We start from the raw sequence: 23184 nt of genomic DNA, 5'->3' as shown, positions 1-23184 counted from the left end.
GTTCTTGCGATTCCCTTAACCGCAGGCGGCCAAGCGGCCGTTTCGCAAGCGTTCACGCCTGCGTCAGGGAGACGACATTTCATGCTTACTCAGCTTACTCACGGAATAGCGACGATGACCCGTCGCCGCGCGCTCGCGGCGACGGCCGGCCTGGTTTTGGGTCTGGCTGCGTCCTCGTCCCTCGCGCCCGCGCAAGCGGCCGACGACACCATCAAGGTTGGCATCCTTCACTCGCTGTCGGGCACCATGGCCATCAGCGAAACCACGCTGAAGGACACGATCCTTTTCCTGATCGACGAGCAGAACAAGAAGGGCGGCGTGCTCGGCAAGAAGCTCGAGCCCGTCGTGGTCGACCCCGCCTCGAACTGGCCGCTGTTCGCCGAAAAGGCCCGCGAGCTGATCACCAAGGACAAGGTCGCGGTCGTGTTCGGCTGCTGGACCTCGGTGTCGCGCAAATCCGTGCTCCCGGTGTTCAAGGAGCTGAACAACATCCTGTTCTATCCGGTGCAGTATGAGGGCGAGGAGTCCGAGCGCAACGTGTTCTACACCGGCGCGGCGCCGAACCAGCAGGCGATCCCGGCGGTCGACTATCTGATGAAGGAAGAGAAGGTGAAGCGCTGGGTGCTGGCCGGCACCGACTACGTCTATCCGCGCACCACCAACAAGATCCTGGAAGCCTATCTGAAGTCGAAGGGCGTCGCCCAGGACGACATCATGATCAACTACACGCCGTTCGGTCACTCCGACTGGCAGACGATCGTGGCCGACATCAAGAAGTTCGGCTCGGCCGGCAAGAAGACCGCGGTGGTCTCCACCATCAACGGCGACGCCAACGTTCCGTTCTACAAGGAGCTCGGCAACCAGGGCATCAAGGCGACCGATATCCCGGTGGTCGCGTTCTCGGTCGGCGAGGAAGAGCTCGCCGGCATCGACACCAAGCCGCTGCTCGGCCATCTCGCCGCCTGGAACTACTTCGAGTCGATCAAGACCCCGGCGAACGAGAAGTTCATCAAGGAGTGGCAGGCCTACACCAAGAATCCGAAGCGCGTGACCAACGATCCGATGGAAGCCCACTACATAGGCTTCAACATGTGGGTGAAGGCGGTCGAGAAGGTGAAGTCGACCGATCCGGACAAGGTGATCGATGCGCTTCCCGGCATCGAGGCGCCGAACCTGACCGGCGGCGTGTCGCAGATGCTGCCGAACCACCACATCACCAAGCCGGTGTTCATCGGCGAGATCAAGGGCAACGGCCAGTTCGACGTGGTCTGGAAGACCCCGGGCCTGGTGGCCGGCGACGCCTGGTCGAAGGAGCTCGAGGGCTCCAAGGACCTGATCGGCGATTGGGTCGGCAAGAAGTGCGGCAACTTCAACACCAAGACCAACAAGTGCGGCGGCCAGGGCTCCTGACAACAAGCTCCTGAGCTCCTGACCTGAACAACGACACAACACAACCATCCAAGAACCTGGAGAAGGCGGCACAGCTCGCCGCCTTCTCCTCACACTCCTGCCGGGGTACTGACGTGTTCGCCAATTGTATTGATCGTTTTCGTGCGCTGTTTCTCTCGATCCTGCTGCTGAGCTGCCTGACAGTGCCGGCGCTGGCCGGTCCGTTCGAGGATTCGGTCGCCAAATTCGCCAATGACGAGTTCTCCGACACCGAGGCTGCGATCGGCGAGGTCGCCGCATCGGGCAATGCGCTGGCCTCGCCCATCATCAGTGCGCTGCAGGACGGCCGGCTCTCGGCCGATCCCGACAGCAAGAAGGTCTTCATCACGCGGACCGACGGCAAGATTGTCGACGCCGCCACGGGGGCTGCCGTCGACAAGCTGCCCGACAACGCCGCCGCCGTCCGCCTCAACAACCGCCTGCGCCGCACCGTGGAGGCCGCGCTCGGCGGCCTGACGCTGCTCTCGCCGGACCCGGCCAAGCGCCTCGCCGCCGCGCAGTCGGTGTTCAAGAGCCACGAGGAGAATGTGCTGCCGACGGTGGAGAGCGCGCTCGCCAAGGAGAGCGTCAAGTCGGTCAAGCAGGCCTTCGCCGAGGCGCGCGCCGCCATCATCCTGTTCAAGTCGGACGCATCCGACAGCGACAAGCTCGACGCCGTCGCTGTGGTCAAGGCGCGCGGCGATCAGGAGGCGCTGGCGCTGCTTACCGCCCTCGGCGCCGACCAGCCGCCGCTGGTCGCCAACGCGGCCGCAAGCGCGGTGTCCTCGATCCAGAGCAATCTGGCGATGTGGTCGATGGTGCAGAATGCGTGGTACGGCGTGTCACTCGGCTCGGTGCTGCTGCTCGCCGCGATCGGGCTTGCCATCACCTTCGGCGTGATGGGAGTCATCAACATGGCGCATGGCGAGATGGTGATGCTCGGGGCCTACACCACCTTCGTGGTGCAGGAGGTGATCCGCAGCCGCTATCCTGCGCTGTTCGACTACTCGCTGCTGATCGCGGTGCCGCTCGCCTTCCTGGTCGCCGGCCTGATCGGTGTGCTGATCGAGCGCACCATCATCCGCTTCCTCTACGGCCGTCCGCTGGAGACGCTGCTCGCGACCTGGGGCCTGTCCCTGGTGTTGCAGCAGGCGGTGCGCACCGCGTTCGGTCCGACCAACCGCGAGGTCGGCAACCCCTCCTGGATGAGCGGTGCCTTCGAGCTCGGCCAGATCACCATCACCTATAACCGGCTGTGGATCCTCTGCTTCACGCTCGCGGTGTTTGCCATCCTGCTGGCGATGCTGCGCTACACCGCACTCGGCCTCGAGATGCGCGCGGTGACGCAGAACCGCCGCATGGCGGCCTCGATGGGGATCGCAACCTCGCGCGTCGACGCGCTGACCTTCGGCCTCGGCTCGGGCATCGCCGGCATTGCCGGCGTGGCGCTGTCGCAGATCGACAATGTCAGCCCGAATCTCGGCCAGAGCTACATCATCGACAGCTTCATGGTCGTGGTGTTCGGCGGCGTCGGCAATCTCTGGGGCACGCTGGTCGGCGCCTTCACGCTCGGCATCGCCAACAAGTTCCTCGAGCCTGTCGCGGGCGCGGTGCTCGGCAAGATCGCGATCCTGGTGCTCATCATCCTGTTCATCCAGAAGCGGCCGCGCGGCCTGTTCGCGCTCAAGGGTCGGGCGGTGGAAGCATGACGCCGCACATCCTCACCCGTTCGCTCGACCGCGCGGCGACCGCGTTCGTCCTGATCGTCGCCGCGATCGGCGTGCTGATCCCGCTGTCGAACCTGCTGCTGCCGCAGGGCTCGATGTTCCAGGTGCCGACCTATCTGGTGGCGCTGTGGGGCAAATATGTCTGCTACGCCATCCTCGCGCTCTCGATCGATCTGATCTGGGGCTATTGCGGCATCCTCTCGCTCGGCCACGGGGCGTTCTTCGCGCTCGGCGGCTACGCGATGGGCATGTACCTGATGCGCCAGATCGGCAGCCGCGGCGTCTACGGCAACCCGATCCTGCCCGACTTCATGGTGTTCCTGAACTGGAGCAAGCTGCCCTGGTACTGGTACGGCTTCGACAAGTTCTGGTTCGCGGCACTGATGGTGCTGCTGGTGCCGGGTCTGCTCGCCTTCTGCTTCGGCTGGCTTGCCTTCCGCTCGCGCGTCACCGGCGTCTATCTGTCGATCATCACGCAGGCGATGACCTATGCGCTACTGCTGGCGTTCTTCCGCAACGATTTCGGCTTCGGCGGCAACAACGGGCTGACCGATTTCAAGGACATCCTCGGCTTCAACGTGCAGGCCGAAGGCACCCGCGCGGCGCTGTTCCTGCTGAGCTGCCTGGCGCTGATCATCGCGTTCCTGATCTGCCGCGCGATCGTGACCTCGAAGCTCGGCAAGGTCCTGATCGCCGTGCGTGACGCCGAAAGCCGGACCCGTTTCCTTGGCTATCGCGTCGAATCCTACAAGCTGTTCGTGTTCACGCTGTCGGCCTGCATGGCCGGCGTCGCCGGTGCGCTGTACGTGCCGCAGGTCGGCATCATCAATCCCAGCGAGTTCGCGCCCGCCAACTCGATCGAGGCGGTGATCTGGGTCGCGGTCGGCGGCCGCGGCACGCTGGTCGGCGCGGCGCTCGGCGCCGTCGTCGTCAACTATGCCAAGACGTTCTTTACCTCGGGGCCGCTCGCACCGTACTGGCTGTTCATGCTGGGCGCGCTGTTCATCCTGGTCACGTTGCTGCTGCCCAAGGGCATCGTCGGCACCTTCAACAGCTGGTGGGAGAAGGCACGGCACAGCTCTCCCGACGCCGACAGCGCCGCGCGCGAAGACGGCATCGGCGCACCGAACGCGGCGGAGTAGGCAGATGAACGTCATGGATACCCGCGCCACCTCGGCCATGCTCTACCTCGACGGCGTGCACGTCTCGTTCGACGGCTTCCATGCCATCAACAATCTGTCGCTGGCGCTCGAGCCCGGCGAGATGCGTGCCATCATCGGCCCGAACGGCGCCGGGAAGACCACGATGATGGACATCATCACCGGCAAGACCAAGCCGGACGAGGGCACCGTGCTGTTCGACGGCACCGTCGACCTGACCCGGCTCGACGAGACCCGTATCGCCGAGCTCGGCATCGGCCGCAAATTCCAGAAGCCGACGGTGTTCGAGAGCCAGACCGTGCAGGACAACCTCCTGCTCGCGCTCAATGTCGATCATTCCGTGCGCGGCACGCTGTTCTGGCGCGGCAGCAAGGCCGAGTCCGAGCGCATCGACAAGGTGCTCGAGACCATCCGCCTGACCGATGCGCGCAACCGCCTCGCCGGCAGCCTGTCGCACGGCCAGAAGCAGTGGCTCGAGATCGGCATGTTGCTGGCGCAGGACCCGAAAGTGCTGCTGGTCGACGAGCCGGTCGCCGGCATGACCGATGTCGAGACCCATCTGACCGCGGAGCTCCTGAAGGAGATCAACAGGAACCACACCATCATGGTGGTCGAGCACGACATGACCTTCGTGCGCGAGCTCGGCGTCAAGGTGACGTGCCTGCATGAGGGCTCGGTGCTCGCCGAAGGTTCGATCGACCAGGTGTCGTCGAACGAGCGGGTGGTCGAAGTGTATCTGGGGCGCTAGCGCGATGCTGAAGATCGACAACATCAATCTCTACTACGGTGCGGCGCAGGCGCTGCGCGGCGTGTCGCTGACCGCCGAGCCGGGCAAGGTCACCTGCGTGCTCGGCCGCAACGGCGTCGGCAAGACCTCGCTGCTCCGCGCCATGGTCGGCCAGTATCCGATCGCCTCCGGCACTATCAATTTCGACGGCAAGGACATCACCGCGCTGAAGCCCTATGAGCGGGCGCGTCGCGGCATCGGCTTCGTGCCGCAGGGCCGCGAGATCTTTCCGCTGCTGACGGTGGAAGAGAACCTCAAGACCGGCTTCGGTCCGCTCAAGCGCGAAGACCGCAACATTCCCGACGACGTGTTCTCGCTGTTTCCGGTGCTCGAGACCATGCTGGGCCGCCGCGGCGGCGACCTTTCCGGTGGCCAGCAGCAGCAGCTCGCGATCGGCCGCGCGTTGGTGATGCGGCCGAAGCTCCTGCTGCTCGACGAGCCGACCGAGGGCATCCAGCCCTCGATCATCAAGGATATCGGCCGCGCCATCTCCTATCTGCGCAACCTCGGCAACATCGCCATCGTGCTGGTCGAACAATATCTCGACTTTGCCTGCGAACTCGGCGACAGTTTTGCCGTGATGGACCGGGGGGCGGTGAAATATGCCTGCGACCGCGCAAGCCTCGATCCCGCCGAGATCAGCCGCCAGATGGCGCTGTGAACAGGATGTGACGCCGCTTGTTGTGGCGCGCGAAGGGAGCGTCGGGGGAATGCGGACCGGGATCGCAGGCGCGGCAGCGGCAACGTTTGCGGCAAACCGCGCCCAGGGTGCGGTCCGGTTCGGCGTGCATCTCAAGGATGGCGCCACCCGCCGCGGCGACCTGCATGAGTCCGGCTCGCTGCGCGTCCGCTTCCCATCGCCGGAGGACGACGGCCTCTCGGCCATGTTCGTCAACACCGCCGGCGGCATTGCCGGCGGGGACCGCTTCGAGATCGCGGTCGCGGCCGGCGAGGGCGCGCGTTTGACGCTGACCACCGCGGCGGCTGAGAAAGTCTACCGCGCGCCCGTAGCGTTTTCGAGCGAAGTGGTTGCCGGTTCGCGTGAAGAAAACGCGTCCAAAAAAAATGAGGGCTTGGTGCGATCCGATCGGATCGCAGCATGCCCCGCCGCGGCGCGCCTCGACATCGCGCTCAAGGTCGCGGACAGCGCGCATCTCTCTTGGTTGCCGCAGGAGACCATTCTGTTCGACCGCGCCCGTATTGTCAGGAGCTTCGACATCGACCTGGCCGAGGCCGCTTCGCTGTTGCTGTGTGAGATCGTGGTGTTCGGCCGCGCCGCGATGGGCGAGACCATGCGCCACGGCGAGTTCGTCGATCGCTGGCGGATGCGACGCGGCGGCCGGCTGGTGTTTGCCGAGACCATCCGCCTCGACGGCGAGATCGGCGAGAAGCTCGCGCGACCCGCGATCGCGGGCGGCGGCTGCGCGATCGGCACGGCGCTGATCGTGCCGGGCGACGAAGCCCTGGTCGAGCGCATCCGCGAGGCTTCGGAAAGCTTCGGCGGCGAAGTCGGCATCTCCGCCTGGAATGGCTTTGCAATGGCCCGCTTCTGTGCCCAAGATGCGGCCCGGCTGCGCGCCGACATGATGACGGTGCTCGGCCGCGCCTCCACAGTCCCGCTGCCGCGGCTTTGGCTCAACTAGGCATGATCCGGAAAAGTGGATACCGGTTTTCCGATCGGATCATGCCCAACTTAAACGTTTCAAGAACGATCAGAGTGCTCGCATGAATTTGTCTCCCCGCGAAAAGGACAAGCTCCTGGTATCGATGGCGGCCATGGTGGCGCGGCGCCGGCTCGAGCGCGGCGTCAAGCTGAACCATCCTGAAGCCGTCGCGTTGATCACCGACTTCATCGTCGAGGGCGCGCGCGACGGCCGCACCGTCGCAGAGCTGATGCAGGCCGGCGCCAAGGTCCTGACCCGCGCGCAGGTGATGGATGGCATCCCGGAGATGATCCACGACATCCAGGTCGAGGCGACATTCCCCGACGGCACCAAGCTCGTCACCGTGCACGAGCCGATCCGCTAGCCATGAGCGTCATTCCGGGGCGGCCGGAACGGCCGAGCCCGGAATCCAGAGATTGTTGATCGAGATTCCGGGTCCGATGCTGCGCATTGCCCCGGAATGACAGGAGAGACGAATGATCCCCGGCGAACTCTTCATCAAGGACGGCGAGATCGAGCTCAATGCCGGCCGCAAGACCGTGACGCTCTCGGTCGCGAACACCGGCGACCGTCCGATCCAGGTCGGCTCGCACTACCACTTCTTCGAAACCAACCCCGCGCTGAAATTCGACCGCAAGAAGGCCCGCGGCATGCGCCTCGACATCGCCGCCGGCACCGCCGTCCGCTTCGAACCCGGCCAGACCCGCGACGCCCAGCTCGTCGCACTCGCCGGCAAGCGCGTGATCTACGGCTTTCGCGCCGAGGTGAAGGGGAAGCTGTAGCGCCATGCTTCCCGCTGTCCGCATGGTCTCCGAAGCTGCCGAGCTTGCCGCGCACCGTCATAATGGGATGGCGCGCAAGGGGCGGGGGAGTGAGCCTTACATCAACCATCTCGCCGAGGTCGCGAACCTGCTCGCGCAGGTGACCGATGGCGCCGATGCCGAACTGGTGGTAGCAGGCTGGCTTCACGACACCCTCGAGGACACCGAGACCACGCGCGAGGAGCTCGCGCAGAAGTTCACCGCGCGCGTTGCCTCGCTGGTGGTCGAGTGCACCGATGACATGAGCCTGCCAAAGCCTGCCCGCCGGCAAAAGCAGATCGAGGATGCACCGCACAAATCTCCCGGTGCAAAGCTGATCAAGATCGCCGACAAGATCAGCAATATCGGCGCGCGGATCGTGCCGCACCCAAGCAAGGACGAGCGCGACGATCTCGCCGACTATGCGACCTGGGCCGACAAGGTCGTTGCCGGTTGCCGGGGCATCAATCCGCGGCTCGACCGCATTTTCGACGACACGATTGCGCGCGCCAAGGCCGCGCTGGCTGAAACTGGGGGCTGACATGTCCGTGAAGATCAAGCGTTCCGTCTATGCCGACATGTTCGGCCCGACCACTGGCGACAGGGTTCGGCTCGCCGACACCGATCTGATCATCGAGGTCGAGAAGGATCTCACCACCTATGGCGAGGAGGTGAAGTTCGGCGGCGGCAAGGTGATCCGCGACGGCATGGGGCAGTCGCAGGTGACCAACGCGCAAGGCGCCGCCGATACTGTCATCACCAACGCACTGATCGTCGATCACTGGGGCATCGTCAAGGCCGACGTCGCGATCAAGGAGGGCATGATCGCCGCGATCGGCAAGGCCGGCAATCCGGACATCCAGCCCAATGTCACCATCGTCATCGGTCCCGGTACCGACGTGATCGCCGGCGAGGGCAAGATCCTCACCGCCGGCGGCTTCGATAGCCACATCCATTTCATCTGCCCGCAGCAGATCGAGCACGCGCTGATGTCTGGCGTCACCTCGATGCTCGGCGGCGGCACCGGCCCCTCGCACGGCACCTTCGCCACCACCTGCACGCCCGGCCCGTGGCATATGGGGCGGATGATCCAGGCGTTCGACGCCTTCCCGGTCAACCTCGGAATTTCCGGCAAGGGCAACGCGTCGCGTCCGGCGGCGCTGGTCGAGATGATCAAGGGGGGCGCCTGCGCGCTGAAGCTGCACGAGGACTGGGGCACCACGCCGTCGGCGATCGACACTTGCCTTTCCGTGGCCGACGATTACGACGTCCAGGTGATGCTGCATTCGGACACGCTGAACGAGTCCGGCTTCGTCGAGGACACGGTGAAGGCTTTCAAGGGCCGCACCATCCACGCCTTCCACACCGAAGGCGCCGGCGGCGGCCACGCACCGGATATCATTAAAATTGCCGGCCTGAAGAACGTGCTGCCGTCCTCCACCAATCCGACCCGGCCGTTCACCCGCAACACGATCGACGAGCATCTCGACATGCTGATGGTGTGCCATCACCTCGATCCGTCGATCGCCGAAGACCTCGCCTTCGCCGAGAGCCGGATCCGCAAGGAGACCATCGCCGCCGAGGACATCCTGCACGACCTCGGCGCGCTCTCGATGATGTCGTCGGATTCGCAGGCGATGGGCCGGTTGGGTGAGGTCATCATCCGCACCTGGCAGACCGCCGACAAGATGAAGAAGCAACGCGGGTCGCTGCCACAGGACAAGGGCAACGACAACGACAATTTCCGCGTCAAGCGCTACATCGCCAAATACACCATCAACCCCGCGATCGCGCACGGCGTGTCGAAGCTGATCGGCTCGGTGGAGAAAGGCAAGCTCGCCGACCTCGTGCTGTGGTCGCCGGCGTTTTTCGGCGTCAAGCCGGATTGCATCATCAAGAGCGGCTCGATCGTGGCGGCGCCGATGGGCGATCCCAATGCCTCGATCCCGACGCCGCAGCCGGTGCATTACCAGCCGATGTTCGCGGCCTTCGGCAAATCGCTGACTGCATCCTCGGTGGTGTTCACCTCGAAGGCCGCGGTCACCGGCGGTCTCGCCCGCAAGCTCGGCATCAGCAAGAAGCTCTACGCGGTGCAGAACACCCGCGGCAAGATCTCGAAGAAGAGCATGATCCACAACGACGCGACGCCCGAGATCGAGGTCGATCCCGAGACCTATGAGGTACGCGCAGACGGCGAACTGCTGACCTGCGCGCCGGCCGAGGTGCTGCCCATGGCACAGCGCTATTTTATGTTCTAAAACCCGTCCCGGTAACCAGAGCGTTTTCGAGCGAAGTGGATTTCCGGTTCGCGGAAAGAAAACGCGTCAAAACAAGACTCAAGCCAAAAAGAGAAAACCGGGAGGAATTTCCGTGATTTACGTCGTTGCTACGCTGACCATCAAGCCCGAGACCCGCGCCGAATTCATCGCTGCGGCGACGGCCTGCATCAAGGAAACCCGCAAGGAGCCCGGCAACATCGCCTACGATTTGCATGAGAGCGTCACCGACCACAGCAAGATGGTGTTCGTCGAGCAGTGGGAGAACGCGGAAGCGCTGGTACCGCATCGCACCGCCGAGCACATGAAGACGTTCGGCCGGGTCGCGGTGAAATGCATGGCCGCGCCGCCGAAGATCGAGGTGATCACGCCCGAGAAGGTCGACGTTCGCTAACGAGAAAAAGAAGGGAGATAATCCATGATCTATGTCATCGCCACCACGCCGATGAAGCCGGAGAACAAGGACGACTTCATCAAGGGGCACAAGGCCTGCACGGTCGAGACCCGCAAGGAGAAGGGTTGCATCTCCTACGACGGCAATGTCAGCGTCAACGATCCCAACCTCTATGTGGTGGTCGAGCGCTGGGAGAGCCGCGAGGACCTCAACGCCCATGCCAGGGCGCCGCACATGAAGGTATGGCGCGAATATTCCGCTAACATGAAGACCGGGCCGACGGTGATCGAGATCATCAGCGACGCCAAGGTCGAGAAGCTCTGAGGCATCGATGATCCGCGCCACCAAGGTCCTGGGACAGCATCGCTGGACGGAAGCGCCAGCCGACACCGTCGTGCTCGATTTCGACGACCGGCACCGGCGGCGGATGGTGATGTCAGGGACGCGCGGGCTCGAATTCCTGCTTGATCTCGAAAACGCCGTCGCGCTGCGCGGCGGCGATGCCTTGGTGCTGGAGGACCGTCGTCTCGTCGAGGTGGTCGCAGCTCCCGAGCCGCTGGCGGAAATCCGCGGCAGCGATCCGCATCATCTGATCCGGGTCGCCTGGCATCTCGGCAACCGTCATCTGCCGACCCAGATCATGCCGAAGGGATTGCGCATCCGCAGGGATCACGTGATCGAGGCGATGGTGAAGGGGTTAGGGGCCCGTGTCATCGAGATCGAGGCACCGTTCGATCCCGAGGGCGGCGCCTATGCCGAGCATGCGCATGCCGACGAGCACGCGCATGGTCACACCGGGCACGATCATGCCCACAGCCATGCGCATGATCACGGTCACCACCATGGCCATGATCATGGGCCTGACCATGACCACCACCATCATCATGATGAGCATTGCGAGCATGCTCATCATCACCACGACCACTCCCATGCTCATGACCACAAATGAGCCTGATCCCGCCGCGATGCGCGGCGGGATGGCGGAGGACGAGGCGGCCGCGCTGTATCGGCTGATGACGTGGCTGTCGCCGTCCTTTCCGGTGGGGGCGTTCGCCTATTCCAGTGGCATCGAATGGGCGGTCGAGGCCGGCGACATCACGGATGCCGCGTCGCTGCGCGATTGGCTCGCCGCGATGCTTTCCGACGGCAGCGGATTTTGCGACGCCGTGTTTCTCGCGCAGAGTTTTCGTGCGGCGTTGCAGCCCAATCATGCCGGGCTGAAGGAGATCGCCGAACTTGCCGCGGCCTTCGTGCCGTCGCGCGAGCGGCAGCTCGAGACCACGACGCAGGGGCGCGCCTTCATCGAGATCGCCGGTGCCGCGTGGAATTCGCCCGACCTCGACGCGATGATCGCGGCTTGCGAGGGCCCTGTCGTCTACCCCTTGGCGGTCGGCATCGTCAGCGCTGCACACGGCATTCGGCTTGCGCCGGCGCTGCACGCCTTCCTGCATGCCGTGACCTCCAACTGGATTTCCGCGGGCAGCCGGCTGATCCCGCTCGGGCAGACCGCCAGTCAGCGCGTGCTGGCCGATCTCGAGCCGGTCGTGGCAGCGACCGCGGCGGGGGCCAATGCGGCCTCGCTCGACGATCTCGGCGGCGCGACCTTTCGCGCCGATCTCGCAAGCCTGCGTCACGAGACGCAATACACGAGGCTGTTCCGGTCATGATGGTCTCACCGTCGTCCCGGCGAAAGCCGGCTTGCGCCGGCGCTGCACGCCTTCCTGCATGCCGTGACCTCCAACTGGATTTCCGCGGGCAGCCGGCTGATCCCGCTCGGGCAGACCGCCAGTCAGCGCGTGCTGGCCGATCTCGAGCCGGTCGTGGCAGCGACCGCGGCGGGGGCCAATGCGGCCTCGCTCGACGATCTCGGCGGCGCGACCTTTCGCGCCGATCTCGCAAGCCTGCGTCACGAGACGCAATACACGAGGCTGTTCCGGTCATGATGGTCTCACCGTCGTCCCGGCGAAAGCCGGGACCCATAACCACCGGTCTCTGTGGCTATGCAAGCCTGCGGCCCCAGCTTCGCGCAACAATTCAATTCGGTGGTAATGGGTCCCGGCTTTCGCCGGGACGACGATAACGGAGAGCGTGTCACATGCCCACTTCCCACGGCCCACTTCGTGTCGGCGTCGGCGGTCCGGTCGGCTCCGGCAAGACCGCGCTGATGGACCTGCTCTGCAAGTCGATGCGCGAGCGCTACGACATCGCCGCGATCACCAACGACATCTACACCAAATGGGATGCCGAGTTTCTGGTGCGCTCCGGCTCGCTGACGCCGGACCGCATCGCCGGTGTCGAGACCGGCGGCTGTCCGCATACTGCGATCCGCGAGGACGCTTCGATGAATCTCGCCGCGGTCGCCGACATGCGGGCAAAATTCCCCGACCTCGATCTGGTGCTGATCGAATCCGGCGGCGACAATCTGGCGGCGACCTTCTCGCCGGAATTGGCCGATCTGACGATCTACGTCATCGACGTTGCCGCCGGCGACAAGATCCCCTCCAAGGGCGGCCCCGGCATCACGCGATCCGACCTCCTGGTGATCAACAAGATCGATCTTGCACCCCATGTCGGTGCGTCACTCGAGAAGATGGACACCGACGCCAGGCGGATGCGCGGCGAGCGGCCCTTCGTGATGACCAACCTGAAGAAGAGCGACGGCCTCGATCGCATCATCAGCTTCATCGAGACCAAGGGCGGCCTTCGGTCGCAGGGCAAGGTCAAGGCAGGTTAGGTCGGTTAGGCGTTAATCATTGTGGCAGGCCACTAGCGCCGATCCTGTCTTCCCGAGGCGCGAGCAGAGCGAGCCTCGAACGATGAACGGCCACCGGCCGGGCCGTTCATCCTTCGAGACGCGCGTACCGCGCTCCTCAGGGTGACGGTCGATGAGAGGGGGCGCGCACCTCGCCGCAAAAAAGCTGCGCAATCGCCGGAACAATTTCCAACTTTGCCGATTAGCAACCTTTGGCGCCGCCAAAGACCGCCGGGTGGCGTCGTCGTTAATGTTGCCGACCGGCTCCTGTTGCGGACCGATGATCGCTATTCCATATTCCTTTGCGGCGGGCCTTCATCGCATCCTGATTTGTCGCCGCCCTTGCAGAAGCCAGATGACTTCCGTCCCCTTTCGCCACCCCCTGATTGCCGAGTAAGCGTGTGGTTCGACTGGGCTTCATCGTTGCCTTGATTGCGCTGATCGGAGTTCTGCTCTCCGGTCTTGCCGCCTATCGGGTGCACGATCAGGAGCTCGCGATCGACGGCATCGCGCTGGCGCGGGCGATCGACGTCCATGCCAGCCTGGTGCAGGACCGCCTGACCGAGCGCGAGCTGCTGGCGCGGGTCGCCTCGGGGCTGTTCCGGGCGCCGTCGATGGTGAAGGCCAACATGCTGCAGCCGCTGCGCTCGGCGATCTACGCCTTCAAGACGGATTTCGTCGTCGCCGCCTGGATCGCGCGGCTCAAGCCGGACGAGCTGGCCGCGGCGGAGGCCGAGCTGAAGGCCAACGGCTTCACCAATCCGACCATCCGGGATTTCGACGACCAGGCGCTCGACCTCAAGGCGCTCGACAAGCCGATCAACGTGCTGATGGACGTCGAGCCGCGCAATCCGGAGACCTTGAGCATTCCGGGCCGCGCCTTCGACCGCCATTCGGTGGTGGGCCCGATGCTGGCGCGGGCGATGGCCAACGCCAAGCCGGTGGCCTCCGATCCGGTGCCGCTGTTGCGGCAGAACGGCCCGGTCGGGGTCGTGCTCGCCGCGCCGGTGTTCCAGGAGGGCGCGTCCGAGCCGGCGGGCTTCATCACCTTCTCCTACGAGCTGTCGTCGCTGATGCTGACCAACGACGACAGCTCGCTGTTCGCGGTGGCGCTGAAGGATCCGCGCGACTCCAACGACGAGTTCACCGCCAACGAGCAGGGCATCGTCACCTCGCGCGCGGTGCGCCAGGATGGCCCGCTGCCGTCGATGGTGCGCACGGTGACGTTCGGCGGCCGTGACTGGTCGCTCGACTATTACGCCAAGAGCAACGCCACGGTGCGTGCGCAGCAGACCGCGACCATCGTCGCGGCGATCGGCCTCGCGTTGACCGGCATCGTCTGCGGCCTGTTCGGCTATGTCGCCTACAACAATCTGCGGCTCAGCCGCGAGATCGAGGTCCGCATCGGCTTCGAGCGCCGGTTGACCGCCGTGATCGACGAGCTCAACCATCGCGTCAAGAACATCCTCGCGGTGATCCAGTCGATCGTGACCCGCACGCTGCGGCACGGCGCCGATATCGATGTCGCGCGCGAGCTCTTGATCGGGCGCATCCACGCGATGTCGAACGTCGTCACGCTGCTCAGCGAGAGCCAGTGGCAGGGCGTCAAGCTGAAGGGCCTGTTCGAATCGCGCGCGATCCCGCATGCCGACCGGATCGCGGTGAACGGTCCCGACATCACGGTCAGCGCCCGCGCCGCCCAATCGCTGTCGCTGCTGTTCTTCGAACTCGCCTCGCATTCCGACGAAGGGCTGTCGCTGGTCGGCAAGCACCCGCACATCGTCGCCAATTGGGAGGTCGTCGGCGAGGATGCGGACTCGGTCTTTCATTTCCGCTGGGAAGAGTTCAACACCAGCCAGGCGACGCGGCGAGCCGACAGTGATTTCGGCCTGATCCTGCTCGACCGCGTCGCGCCCGAGGCGCTCGGCGGCACCGCGAAGCGCTACTTCACCGACGTCTCCTATGTCTATGAGCTGACCGCGCCGATGGACACCGTCGTCGACATGACCGAGCGCGACCGCACCGAGCAGTTCTCCGCGCCGCTGCGCCCGGTGAAGAAGTAGCGGCTGCCTCAGGTTGTGTGATCGGACCGCCGCGCGGATTGATCGAAATCACGCGCGAAAGCATGCGCCGTCGTCATCGTGACCAATGCCCGGTATCAGTAATAGACCGCAACCGATTGTTAAAACTTCGTTGAACATGCTTGGGCATATACCGAGCAGGATACCGTCTGAGGACCCCGATGAGGCTTTGGGTCAGCCTGACCTTGCTCGCGGCAGTTTTGCCGGTAGGACTGTCGCTTGCCCTGACTCCGGCGGCGGCACCCGGCGACCCTGCGACAATCCGTGCCAGCTATCGGCGGCCGGACGTCGTTCCGTTCCCGAGCAGCAATCCCTATTCGGAGGCGAAATCCGCGCTTGGACAGCTGCTGTTCTTCGACCCGCTGTTGTCGAGGTCAAAGACGCACTCCTGCGCGAGCTGCCACAGGCCATCCCTTTCATGGGCCGACGGCCTTCCGCGCGCCATCGGTGAGGATCCCAAGGGCCTGCCGATCCGCTCGCCGACGTTGATCGATGTGGCCTTCTTCGAGCCGCTGGGATGGGACGGCAAGTTCAAGGATCTGGAATCCGTTGCGTTCGGGCCGATCCTCAGTCCGGCCAACCTGAACATGACCGAGCCGGAATTGATCGCGCGACTTTCGGCGATCCCCGGATATGTCGATGCCTTCGCCCACGCATTCGGAGACGGCGCGATCACGCGGCCGAGGATCGAGGCGTCGTTGGCGACCTTCGAGCGCTCCATCGTTGCGGGCGAGGCTCCGTTCGACCGTTGGATCAAGGGCGACGACACCGCCATCAGCAAATCAGCCCAGCACGGCTTTGAGCTTTTCAACGGCAAGGCGCGTTGCTCGGCTTGCCATAGCGGCCCGTCGTTTTCCGACGGATCCTTCCAGGATATCGGCACCGCCAAGGGCCATGACATCGGGCGCGGCCGTTTCTTCCCGACCTCGGCGAAGCTGAAATATGCGTTCAAGACGCCGACATTGCGCGACGTCGCGCGCCGCGCGCCCTATATGCACGACGGATCGGTGGCAACGCTGGAAGATGTCATCGAGCTTTACAACAAGGGTGGGATCGATCGGCCGAGCCGATCGCCCGACATCAAGCCGCTGTCCCTGACGGCAGACGAGAAGAACGACCTCATCGCCTTCCTGCAAACCCTGACCGCAACGGCCCCGCCGGTGGCAGGCGTCCCCAAACTGCCGCGCTGACCTCGGCTCAACGCGGTTCAGAACGAGGTTCGTTCAGGACAGGTGCGGCAGCGCCGCGCCCAGGAGGCCGAGCCCCACGATCACGAATGCGCCCGCGCAGGTCTCGAGGGTCGCTGCGCGCGCAGCGGACGATCTTGTCACATAGGCGAGGGCCGACCCCACCCCGATACTTACGACGCTCAACGCTCCGAACACTGTACCGGCCTCCCGATCCGATTTGTCCGGATTTCACTACGACAGTTGAATTGAGCTCCCGTGCCGGAATTAGCTAAAATTTGAGGGAACCGGCTGTAAAGATTGCACTAAGGGACAGGCCGGGGGCTCGCCCGCCACGATTAACCACAATGCAACCACGAGGTGTCCCGGCAGGCGCAAAGCTTAAAATTTGATATAAGTTAAACAAGTCCTAAGTGTGTGGGCGGTTGGTTCAATGTTTAGTGGATGGGCGCGAGATACCGTCTCGGCGGTGCGCTCCTTTTTCGCCACGTGCCTTGCAGCGGTTCTTTTTTGTGTCGTAGCCGCGCGCAGTGCCGAGGCACATGTCAAGTGGTTTTGTGCCTACGATGTCGCCGGTCAGCCCCGCGGACTCGAGAATGTCCTTTGCCTGGATTTCGAGCTGCTGCTCGGCGTCGCCATCTTCTGGCTGTTTGCGGGTTGCCTGATCGAGCCCACCTCGCTGGGTGACGCCACGATCCGGGTAATGGACCGCGTCACCGAGGGACTGCGGCTGCGCACCGAATTGATGATGCGCGCCGTGTGCGCCTTCTTCTTCATCTCGATCTGGGCCGTGGGCGGCATCCTGCTGACGCCCGAGTTGAAGACGACGTCGCCGTATGTCGGCGCGCTGCAGCTTGCGATCGCTGCCGGGATGCTGTCACGACGCACGCTGCCGCTGTCGGCGGCGGGGATGGTGGTCCTGTTCGGGATCGGTGTGCGCGACTACGGTCTCTTTCACCTCGCCGATTACCCGATCTTTCTCGGTGTTGCCGCCTATTTTGCACTGGTTGGGCTGAACAAGGATTTGTTCGGAGTCCGGCCGATCGACGTGATGCGCTACGCCGCCGCGGTGACGTTGATGTGGGCCTCGGTCGAAAAATGGGCCTATCCGGAGTGGAGCTTCCCGCTGCTGATCGAGCATTCCTCGATGACGCTGGGCTTCGACAACGAGTTCTACATGCGCGCCGCGGGCATGGTGGAATTCACGCTTGCCTTTGCCTTGATCTGGACGCCGCTGATCCGGCGCTGCGCCGCCACCGTGCTGACGGGGATGTTCATCAGCGCGTGCTTCGAATTCGGCAAGATCGACACCATCGGACACTCGGCGATCATCGCTGTCCTGCTTGCGATTGTCGCCGACAACAAGGTGTTGTCGCGCGACCGTCGTGCGCCGTGGCTCGCCCCGGTCGCACTCTGTGCCGCGCTGTCGGTGACCTTGTTCGTCTATTATTTCGGCCACGCCGCGATCTTCAAGACGTCGGTCCTGTAGATCGCCGCCCCTGTGGGGCTATTTGGCGACGTGGACGGCGAGCTTCATCTTCGGATGAATGCCGCACAGCACGGTGTAGTCGCCGGGCACCGAGAAGGTGACGTCGAACTTGCTGCCCGGCTGCTGGTCGCCCGAGTCGAAGCTGAACGTATCGGTGCTCAAATAAGCGTGATGCAGCAGTTCGCCGTCATCGTTAACGAACCGTAAAACCTCACCCCGCTTGATCGAGATCTGCGCGGGTTTGAATTCACGATCCTTCTGCGAAATGACATAAGGGGCTGCGCCCAAAGCTGCTCCAATAAGCGCTCCAGTGACGATCGCCGCCGCAAACGGCACGCGGCCGAACTGGCCCAGGCGCAAGGCGCGCAACAAGCCTGACTGCATGAGACCCCCGCTGAACCTCGAACACCAAATATCGGCTATCCCGGGCTGCAAATGTGGCTCCCGGACCACCTGTAAGGGTGATTATCGCCAGCTGATCTTAACGATTTCAGCATGAGTTCCAGTCACTACTAAAGCAATTTTGAGCAGACAGTTATTTTCCGCAGTGCTGCGCCTTTCTGCGTAGCTTGAGTATCGAGCACTACGGCGAAACGCGGGCATGGACAGCCTATTTGGCAACCTCAAGGTAAAGAGCGGTGCGGCCTTTCGGTTCGCAACCGGCCGCCTTTCGCGTCTTGCCCTGACCAAGGGGTCGATCCGCAGCCAGATTCTGATTTTTTGCCTTGCGATGAGCGCCGTTGCGGTCGCCCTCGGCGGGTACTCCATCCTCGGCATCCGCCATGCCGGCGATCTGGTGGCCAAGACCTTCGACGAATCCCTGATGTCGATCAACTATGCGCGCGCGGCCGGTGCGGATTTCGCCACGATGCGGGTCGCCTCGTCGCAACGCCTGCTGACCACGGATCCGGAGATCCGGGCCAATCTCGATGGCCAGATTGAAAAGCTCGCAAAGACGCTCTCGGAAGACCTGGCGATTGCTGCCGATCGGTCGCAATCCTCGCGCGCCGCGCAAGCCGCCGCCAAGGTTCAGGAAGCCGCCGACGCCTGGATGGCGCTGCACCGGCGCGCGATCGGATCGTCCACGGAGGGCAGCACGGCGGCCGATCCGCGCGCACCGGGTGCGACGGTCGGCGATGTCGATCGCTACTCCAAGATCGTCAGCCAGCAGGTCGAGCTGCTGGTCAATTATACGGCCGGCGATGGCTTCCTGTTCCGGCAAAAGGCGCTCTCGACCATCAAGCGGGACCTGCAGCTCAACGTGGCCGGGCTGACCGTCGCGCTGTTTCTGTCGGCGCTGTTTTCGTGGCTGCTGGCGCGCCGCATTATCGGACCGGTCGCGATCGCATCGCGGGCCGCGCGAAGCATCGCCGGCGGCGACCTCGACGCGACCATCCCCAAGGGCGGGACCGACGAGCTCGGCACGCTTCTGACCGCCATGGAAACGATGCGCGACAACATTCGGCGAATGGTCAATCAAGAAGTATCGCAACGCCGCTCCGCGCAGGCACGGCTTTCCGATGCGCTCGAAACGTCGCGTGAGGGCGTCGTGCTGCTCGACGCGGATGGCCAGGTCGCGCTGGCCAACTCGCGCGCGAGTGAATTCATCCGTCTCTCGCCGCAGCTTCTGCAGTCGGACCGGCTCGATGCCGCGAGCTTGGCCCCCGCCGATGGTGACATCGATGGCTTTGCGAGCGAGGCGCAGCTTGCGGATGGACGCTGGCTGCGCGTCAGCCGCAGCGAGACGCAGGAGGGCGGCGTCGTCCTCGTCTACAGCGACATCTCCGCGCTGAAGCAGCAGAAGGCCGAGCTGCATGAAACCAATCTGCGGCTCGACGCGGCGCTCACGCACATGTCGCAAGGGCTGTGCCTCTACAACAGCGAGGCGCGGCTGCAGGTCGCCAACCGCCGGTTCTGTGAGATCTTCGATATATCGCCGGAGCTTGTCGTTCCCGGAATGACCATGGAGGAGGTGCTCGACCTGAGCATCGCCGCGGGCAATCACGGGGAGCGGACCGTCACCGACCTGCTGGCGGAGCGCGAGCGGTCGATGGCTCAGCACGACGGCAACTATCTGCAGCATCTCAGCGATGGACGGATCATTGCGATCGCGCAACGGCCGACATCCGATGACGGCTGGCTCGTCACCTGCGAGGACGTCACCGAACAGCAACGGGCGGAATCGCAGATCGCGTTCATGGCCCGGCACGATGCCCTGACCAAGCTGCCGAACCGGACGTTGCTGGCCGAGCGGATCGAGCTGGCGGTTGCGCAGGTCGGCCGCGGACTCGGCTTCGCGGTGTTCTGTCTCGATCTCGATAATTTCAAGCAGGTCAATGACACGCTCGGGCATCCGGTCGGCGACGAACTGCTGTGCGCAGTCGCGGACCGGCTCAACGCCTGCGTCCGTGAGGTCGACACCGTCGCGCGTTTGGGCGGCGACGAGTTCGCGGTCATCCAGTGTGGCGTCCAGGGCGGAGACGAGGCCGAACGCCTCGCGCGCCGCATCGTGGAATGCGTGGGCGCGCCGTACGAGCTGAACGGGCATCGCGTCATCGTCGGATGCAGCGTCGGCATCTCGATGTCGCCGGGCGACGGCACCACCGGCGAGAAGCTGCTGAAGAACGCCGACGTCGCCTTGTACCGCGCCAAGATGGAAGGCCGCGGCACCTGGCGCTTCTTCGAGCCTGCGATGGACGCCAGCCTGCAGCGGCGTCGGGCCATCGAGCTCGACCTTCGCGAGGCGATGGTCAAGGACGAGTTCTCGTTGTTCTACCAGCCGCTCTACGATCTCCATCTCGACCGCATCTGCGGCTTCGAGGCGTTGCTGCGCTGGCATCACCCCAAGCGCGGGCTGGTGCCGCCGGACCAGTTCATCCCGATCGCGGAAGAGATCGGTCTGATCGGCCCGCTGGGAGAATGGGTGCTCAATCGCGCCTGCGAACAGGCGACGACCTGGCCCAGCGAGATGAAGCTCGCGGTCAACGTCTCCGCGGTCCAGTTTCGCGATGCCGACTTCATCGACGTCGTCATCGGCGCGCTCGCGACGTCAAAATTGTCGCCGCGCCGGCTGGAGCTCGAAATCACCGAGTCCGTGTTCCTCGCGAACAGCAACGAGACGCTTGCAACGCTGCACAAGCTGAAGGCGCAGGGAGTGCGCATCGCGCTGGATGATTTCGGCACCGGCTATTCCTCGCTGAGCTATCTGCGCAGCTTCCCCTTCGACAAGCTCAAGATCGACAAATCCTTCGTGCGCGACGCGACCGCGACGCATGGATCGAAATCGATCGTCCGCGCCGTCATCAGCCTCGGCAGAAGCCTCGGCATGACCACGATCGCGGAGGGCATCGAGACCGTCGAGCAGCTGGATCATATGCGGGCCGAAGGCTGCAACGAGGCGCAGGGCTTCCTGTTCAGTCATCCGGTCCCGGTGACCGAAATCGCAGCCAAGATCCTCGAACTGAGAAACGGCTTCAAGCCGGCGTCCGTCAAGGCGATGGCCAGCTGACGGCGCGCTGAGCGTCGCCGGACCTTGCAGGCCAACATGAAAAAGGCGGCCCGCGGGCCGCCTTTTCCTATTTATCGCCGTGGTCGCGCTTAGCCGCCATTGCCGCCGATCACGGCGCGCACGGTGTTGTCGGGGCCGAAATCCTCGGCGCTGTCGACATAAAGCAGCGCGGAGAGCTTCGATCGCGCGCGGTTGACGCGGCTCTTGATGGTGCCGACCGCGCAGCCGCAGATTGCCGCGGCATCCTCGTAGGAGAAGCCGGACGCGCCGACCAAAATCAGCGCCTCGCGCTGGTCCTGCGGCAGCTTTTCGAGCGCGGCGCGGAATTCCTCGAACTCCAGATGCGCCGCCTGCGAAGGCTGGCTCTTCAGCGTCTTGGCATAATTGCCCTCGGCATCCTCGACCTCGCGCCGCCGCTTCCGGTAGTCGGAGCGAAACAGGTTGCGCAGGATGGTGAACAGCCACGCGGGGAGGTTCGAGCCGGGCTGGAACGAGTCGATGTTGGCGATCGCGCGCAGCAGGGTCTCCTGCACCAGATCGTCGGCGCGGTCACCATTACCGGACAGCGAGATCGCGAACGCGCGCAGGCTCGGGACCGACGCAAGGATATCGTCGCGAAGTTCATTCGTGAGAGGCATTAGTCCCCTCCATTGTTCTTGTCGGTATCGCCCCCGGCGACGGCCGCCGCCGCAGCCTCCGGCCCGTCGAGTTTGCGGATCAGCTCCGCAAAGCGGTCGGGTACGCCCTGTCGCACCACGTCATCGTACATGGCGCGAAGCTGGTGGCCGATTCTCGATTGAATCTCGGCGTTGAGACCGCCCTGCTTCTTTACTTCCTTCATGATGTGATCCACGCTTCCCCGGGAGTTAAGTCTCTGATTTCCAAGTCGTTTCCTCGAAAAAAGAGGCTGGCCGCGTTGCCTCGTCGGTCAGGAGCTAATGCAAAGTTGCGCAGAAAGTTCCGGAATGCTGGAACTATTTCGTGGAACTTTTTCGGCTTTCGCGCGTAGTCGGCGATGCAGGGGAACCGGGGTCGTCCCAGAACTGGATTCTGTCGCCCCCAGACAACGGGTTTCAGGCCGCCAGGCCTCACGAACAAGGATGGAGTGGGAATGTCCCGATCGCAGATCGTTGCCGAACACCTTCCGCTGTTGCGCCGTTACGCTCGCGCACTGACCGGAAATCAGGCGTCGGGGGACGCCTATGTCGGGGCCATGCTCGAGGCCCTGTTGCAGGATGGATCGTTGCTGGATCAGACCCACGGGCCGCGCGCCGGCCTGTTTCGGCTGTTCACCCAGATATGGAATTCGGTGTCGGTGAACAACAACGACAATGCCGACGTGGCGACGCTGTCGCTGCCGCCGGAGCGTCGGCTGTCGAACATCACGCCGCTGCCGCGCCAGGCCTTCCTGCTGCTGTCGCTCGAGGGCTTCTCGGAGGAGGAGGTCGGCTACATTCTCGGCACCGATATCGCCGAGACGCGCAAGCTCACCGATGCCGCCGGCCGCGAGATGGCCGCCGAGATCGCCACCGACGTCCTGATCATTGAGGACGAGACCTTCATCGCCATGGACCTCGAGAGCCTAGTGAAGAATCTCGGTCACAACGTCATCGGCGTTGCCCGCACGCATTCCGACGCGGTGGCGCTCGCCAAGAACAAGAAGCCCGGCCTGATCCTCGCCGATATCCAGCTCGCCGACGGCTCGTCGGGCCTCGATGCCGTGAACGAGTTGCTGCGGACCTTCGAGGTGCCGGTGGTGTTCATCACCGCCTATCCCGAGCGCTTCCTGACCGGCGAGCGGCCGGAGCCGGCATTCCTGATCTCGAAGCCGTTCCAGCCGGCGATGGTGTCGGCGGTGGCGAGCCAGGCGCTGTTCTTCCAGCGCAACTCGCGCAACCGCTCGCCGCGCGCCGCCTCGGCATGAGCTGAAT

General features: G+C 64.2%; 23 protein-coding genes and 1 pseudogene. 21 read left to right on the top strand and 3 right to left on the bottom strand.

Annotation, left to right across the window (positions count from 1 at the left end; genetic code table 11):
• Positions 1-81: 81 nt before the first annotated feature.
• From urtA to QA639_RS38440, 19 genes and pseudogenes are all read left to right on the top strand, one after another.
• Positions 82-1410 carry an urea ABC transporter substrate-binding protein gene (gene urtA / locus QA639_RS38530; RefSeq protein ID WP_028334683.1) on the top strand — a complete coding sequence of 443 codons (1329 nt, stop codon included), beginning with the start codon at positions 82-84 and terminating at the stop codon, positions 1408-1410.
• Between the two features lie 128 nt (positions 1411-1538).
• A complete protein-coding gene (gene urtB, locus QA639_RS38525) occupies positions 1539-3137 on the top strand; it encodes an urea ABC transporter permease subunit UrtB (RefSeq protein WP_428841201.1) in 1599 nt (532 codons plus the stop codon).
• Positions 3134-4297: an urea ABC transporter permease subunit UrtC gene (urtC, locus tag QA639_RS38520; protein WP_028334685.1), complete on the top strand. Its 1164-nt coding sequence runs from the start codon at positions 3134-3136 to the stop codon at positions 4295-4297. Before urtB ends, urtC begins: the two co-directional genes overlap by 4 nt.
• Before the next feature lie 4 nt (positions 4298-4301).
• Positions 4302-5063: an urea ABC transporter ATP-binding protein UrtD gene (gene urtD / locus QA639_RS38515; protein ID WP_016842654.1), complete on the top strand. Its 762-nt coding sequence runs from the start codon at positions 4302-4304 to the stop codon at positions 5061-5063.
• 4 nt (positions 5064-5067) lie between these two features.
• Positions 5068-5763 (top strand): urea ABC transporter ATP-binding subunit UrtE, encoded by a 696-nt coding sequence (urtE, locus tag QA639_RS38510; protein ID WP_018269603.1) that lies wholly within the window; start codon positions 5068-5070, stop codon positions 5761-5763.
• Positions 5764-5812: 49 nt separating this feature from the next.
• Positions 5813-6745, top strand: a complete 933-nt coding sequence (locus tag QA639_RS38505; protein WP_283088704.1) for an urease accessory protein UreD — start codon at positions 5813-5815, stop codon at positions 6743-6745.
• Between the two features lie 82 nt (positions 6746-6827).
• On the top strand, positions 6828-7130 hold the full coding sequence (locus QA639_RS38500) for an urease subunit gamma (RefSeq protein WP_028334687.1): 303 nt from the start codon (positions 6828-6830) through the stop codon (positions 7128-7130).
• A 112-nt stretch (positions 7131-7242) separates the two neighbouring features.
• Positions 7243-7548, top strand: coding sequence for an urease subunit beta (locus tag QA639_RS38495; RefSeq protein WP_157347192.1), 306 nt, complete (start codon positions 7243-7245; stop codon positions 7546-7548).
• 4 nt (positions 7549-7552) lie between these two features.
• Positions 7553-8107: an HD domain-containing protein gene (locus QA639_RS38490; RefSeq protein WP_028334689.1), complete on the top strand. Its 555-nt coding sequence runs from the start codon at positions 7553-7555 to the stop codon at positions 8105-8107.
• Between the two features lies 1 nt (position 8108).
• The gene (ureC, locus tag QA639_RS38485; protein WP_283088703.1) at positions 8109-9824 is read left to right on the top strand and encodes an urease subunit alpha; all 1716 of its coding nucleotides are present in this window, start codon (positions 8109-8111) and stop codon (positions 9822-9824) included.
• 112 nt (positions 9825-9936) lie between these two features.
• Positions 9937-10236, top strand: a complete 300-nt coding sequence (locus QA639_RS38480) for a putative quinol monooxygenase (RefSeq protein ID WP_024581875.1) — start codon at positions 9937-9939, stop codon at positions 10234-10236.
• Between the two features lie 24 nt (positions 10237-10260).
• Entirely contained in the window at positions 10261-10560 is a 300-nt protein-coding gene (locus QA639_RS38475; protein WP_016847276.1) for a putative quinol monooxygenase, read from the top strand.
• Positions 10561-10567: 7 nt separating this feature from the next.
• Positions 10568-11185 carry an urease accessory protein UreE gene (locus tag QA639_RS38470; protein ID WP_283088702.1) on the top strand — a complete coding sequence of 206 codons (618 nt, stop codon included), beginning with the start codon at positions 10568-10570 and terminating at the stop codon, positions 11183-11185.
• Positions 11166-11903 carry an urease accessory protein UreF gene (locus QA639_RS38465; protein ID WP_050387209.1) on the top strand — a complete coding sequence of 246 codons (738 nt, stop codon included), beginning with the start codon at positions 11166-11168 and terminating at the stop codon, positions 11901-11903. Before QA639_RS38470 ends, QA639_RS38465 begins: the two co-directional genes overlap by 20 nt.
• A gap of 30 nt (positions 11904-11933) precedes the next feature.
• Positions 11934-12179 (top strand): annotated as a pseudogene (locus QA639_RS38460) (urease accessory protein UreF); the annotation flags it as partial.
• 152 nt (positions 12180-12331) lie between these two features.
• On the top strand, positions 12332-12970 hold the full coding sequence (gene ureG, locus QA639_RS38455; protein WP_028334695.1) for an urease accessory protein UreG: 639 nt from the start codon (positions 12332-12334) through the stop codon (positions 12968-12970).
• 419 nt (positions 12971-13389) lie between these two features.
• Entirely contained in the window at positions 13390-15051 is a 1662-nt protein-coding gene (locus QA639_RS38450; protein ID WP_050387210.1) for a CHASE domain-containing protein, read from the top strand.
• 179 nt (positions 15052-15230) lie between these two features.
• Positions 15231-16259, top strand: coding sequence for a cytochrome-c peroxidase (locus tag QA639_RS38445; RefSeq protein WP_050387211.1), 1029 nt, complete (start codon positions 15231-15233; stop codon positions 16257-16259).
• A gap of 430 nt (positions 16260-16689) precedes the next feature.
• Entirely contained in the window at positions 16690-17745 is a 1056-nt protein-coding gene (locus QA639_RS38440) for a hypothetical protein (protein WP_157347184.1), read from the top strand.
• An 18-nt stretch (positions 17746-17763) separates the two neighbouring features.
• Here the strand turns inward: QA639_RS38440 and QA639_RS38435 are convergent, their stop codons facing one another.
• Entirely contained in the window at positions 17764-18129 is a 366-nt protein-coding gene (locus QA639_RS38435) for a methylamine utilization protein (RefSeq protein ID WP_028334698.1), read from the bottom strand.
• Between the two features lie 217 nt (positions 18130-18346).
• Between QA639_RS38435 and QA639_RS38430 the strand changes: the two genes are divergently transcribed.
• Complete coding sequence (locus QA639_RS38430) at positions 18347-21253, top strand: EAL domain-containing protein (protein ID WP_028334699.1); 2907 nt, start codon at positions 18347-18349, stop codon at positions 21251-21253.
• A gap of 89 nt (positions 21254-21342) precedes the next feature.
• On the opposite strand, the gene QA639_RS38425 is transcribed toward QA639_RS38430, so the two are convergent.
• Together QA639_RS38425 and QA639_RS38420 are read right to left on the bottom strand one after the other, a co-directional pair.
• Entirely contained in the window at positions 21343-21891 is a 549-nt protein-coding gene (locus tag QA639_RS38425) for a sigma-70 family RNA polymerase sigma factor (RefSeq protein ID WP_016847265.1), read from the bottom strand.
• The gene (locus QA639_RS38420) at positions 21891-22094 is read right to left on the bottom strand and encodes a NepR family anti-sigma factor (protein WP_018269610.1); all 204 of its coding nucleotides are present in this window, start codon (positions 22092-22094) and stop codon (positions 21891-21893) included. The genes QA639_RS38425 and QA639_RS38420 overlap by 1 nt, the downstream gene beginning before the upstream one ends.
• A 270-nt stretch (positions 22095-22364) precedes the next feature.
• On the opposite strand from QA639_RS38420, the gene QA639_RS38415 reads away from it, so the two are divergent.
• Positions 22365-23177: a response regulator gene (locus tag QA639_RS38415; RefSeq protein ID WP_028334701.1), complete on the top strand. Its 813-nt coding sequence runs from the start codon at positions 22365-22367 to the stop codon at positions 23175-23177.
• Positions 23178-23184 lie beyond the last annotated feature (7 nt).

Source organism: Bradyrhizobium pachyrhizi (assembly GCF_029714545.1).
Classification (GTDB): Bacteria; Pseudomonadota; Alphaproteobacteria; order Rhizobiales; family Xanthobacteraceae; genus Bradyrhizobium; species Bradyrhizobium pachyrhizi.
The sequence above is the reverse complement of the archived record's forward strand: the minus strand, read 5'-3'. Positions and strand labels throughout refer to the sequence as shown.

Bases quoted from the DNA above. Each gene is read 5' to 3' on its own strand.
- urtA (WP_028334683.1), top strand. From the start codon at position 82: ATGCTTACTCAGCTTACTCACGGAATAGCGACGATGACCCGTCGCCGC.
- urtC (WP_028334685.1), top strand. From the start codon at position 3,134: ATGACGCCGCACATCCTCACCCGTTCGCTCGACCGCGCGGCGACCGCG.
- urtD (WP_016842654.1), top strand. From the start codon at position 4,302: ATGAACGTCATGGATACCCGCGCCACCTCGGCCATGCTCTACCTCGAC.
- urtE (WP_018269603.1), top strand. From the start codon at position 5,068: ATGCTGAAGATCGACAACATCAATCTCTACTACGGTGCGGCGCAGGCG.
- QA639_RS38505 (WP_283088704.1), top strand. From the start codon at position 5,813: ATGCGGACCGGGATCGCAGGCGCGGCAGCGGCAACGTTTGCGGCAAAC.
- QA639_RS38500 (WP_028334687.1), top strand. From the start codon at position 6,828: ATGAATTTGTCTCCCCGCGAAAAGGACAAGCTCCTGGTATCGATGGCG.
- QA639_RS38495 (WP_157347192.1), top strand. From the start codon at position 7,243: ATGATCCCCGGCGAACTCTTCATCAAGGACGGCGAGATCGAGCTCAAT.
- QA639_RS38490 (WP_028334689.1), top strand. From the start codon at position 7,553: ATGCTTCCCGCTGTCCGCATGGTCTCCGAAGCTGCCGAGCTTGCCGCG.
- ureC (WP_283088703.1), top strand. From the start codon at position 8,109: ATGTCCGTGAAGATCAAGCGTTCCGTCTATGCCGACATGTTCGGCCCG.
- QA639_RS38475 (WP_016847276.1), top strand. From the start codon at position 10,261: ATGATCTATGTCATCGCCACCACGCCGATGAAGCCGGAGAACAAGGAC.
- QA639_RS38470 (WP_283088702.1), top strand. From the start codon at position 10,568: ATGATCCGCGCCACCAAGGTCCTGGGACAGCATCGCTGGACGGAAGCG.
- QA639_RS38465 (WP_050387209.1), top strand. From the start codon at position 11,166: ATGCTCATGACCACAAATGAGCCTGATCCCGCCGCGATGCGCGGCGGG.
- ureG (WP_028334695.1), top strand. From the start codon at position 12,332: ATGCCCACTTCCCACGGCCCACTTCGTGTCGGCGTCGGCGGTCCGGTC.
- QA639_RS38445 (WP_050387211.1), top strand. From the start codon at position 15,231: ATGAGGCTTTGGGTCAGCCTGACCTTGCTCGCGGCAGTTTTGCCGGTA.
- QA639_RS38440 (WP_157347184.1), top strand. From the start codon at position 16,690: ATGTTTAGTGGATGGGCGCGAGATACCGTCTCGGCGGTGCGCTCCTTT.
- QA639_RS38435 (WP_028334698.1), bottom strand. From the start codon at position 18,129: ATGCAGTCAGGCTTGTTGCGCGCCTTGCGCCTGGGCCAGTTCGGCCGC.
- QA639_RS38430 (WP_028334699.1), top strand. From the start codon at position 18,347: ATGGACAGCCTATTTGGCAACCTCAAGGTAAAGAGCGGTGCGGCCTTT.
- QA639_RS38425 (WP_016847265.1), bottom strand. From the start codon at position 21,891: ATGCCTCTCACGAATGAACTTCGCGACGATATCCTTGCGTCGGTCCCG.
- QA639_RS38420 (WP_018269610.1), bottom strand. From the start codon at position 22,094: ATGAAGGAAGTAAAGAAGCAGGGCGGTCTCAACGCCGAGATTCAATCG.
- QA639_RS38415 (WP_028334701.1), top strand. From the start codon at position 22,365: ATGTCCCGATCGCAGATCGTTGCCGAACACCTTCCGCTGTTGCGCCGT.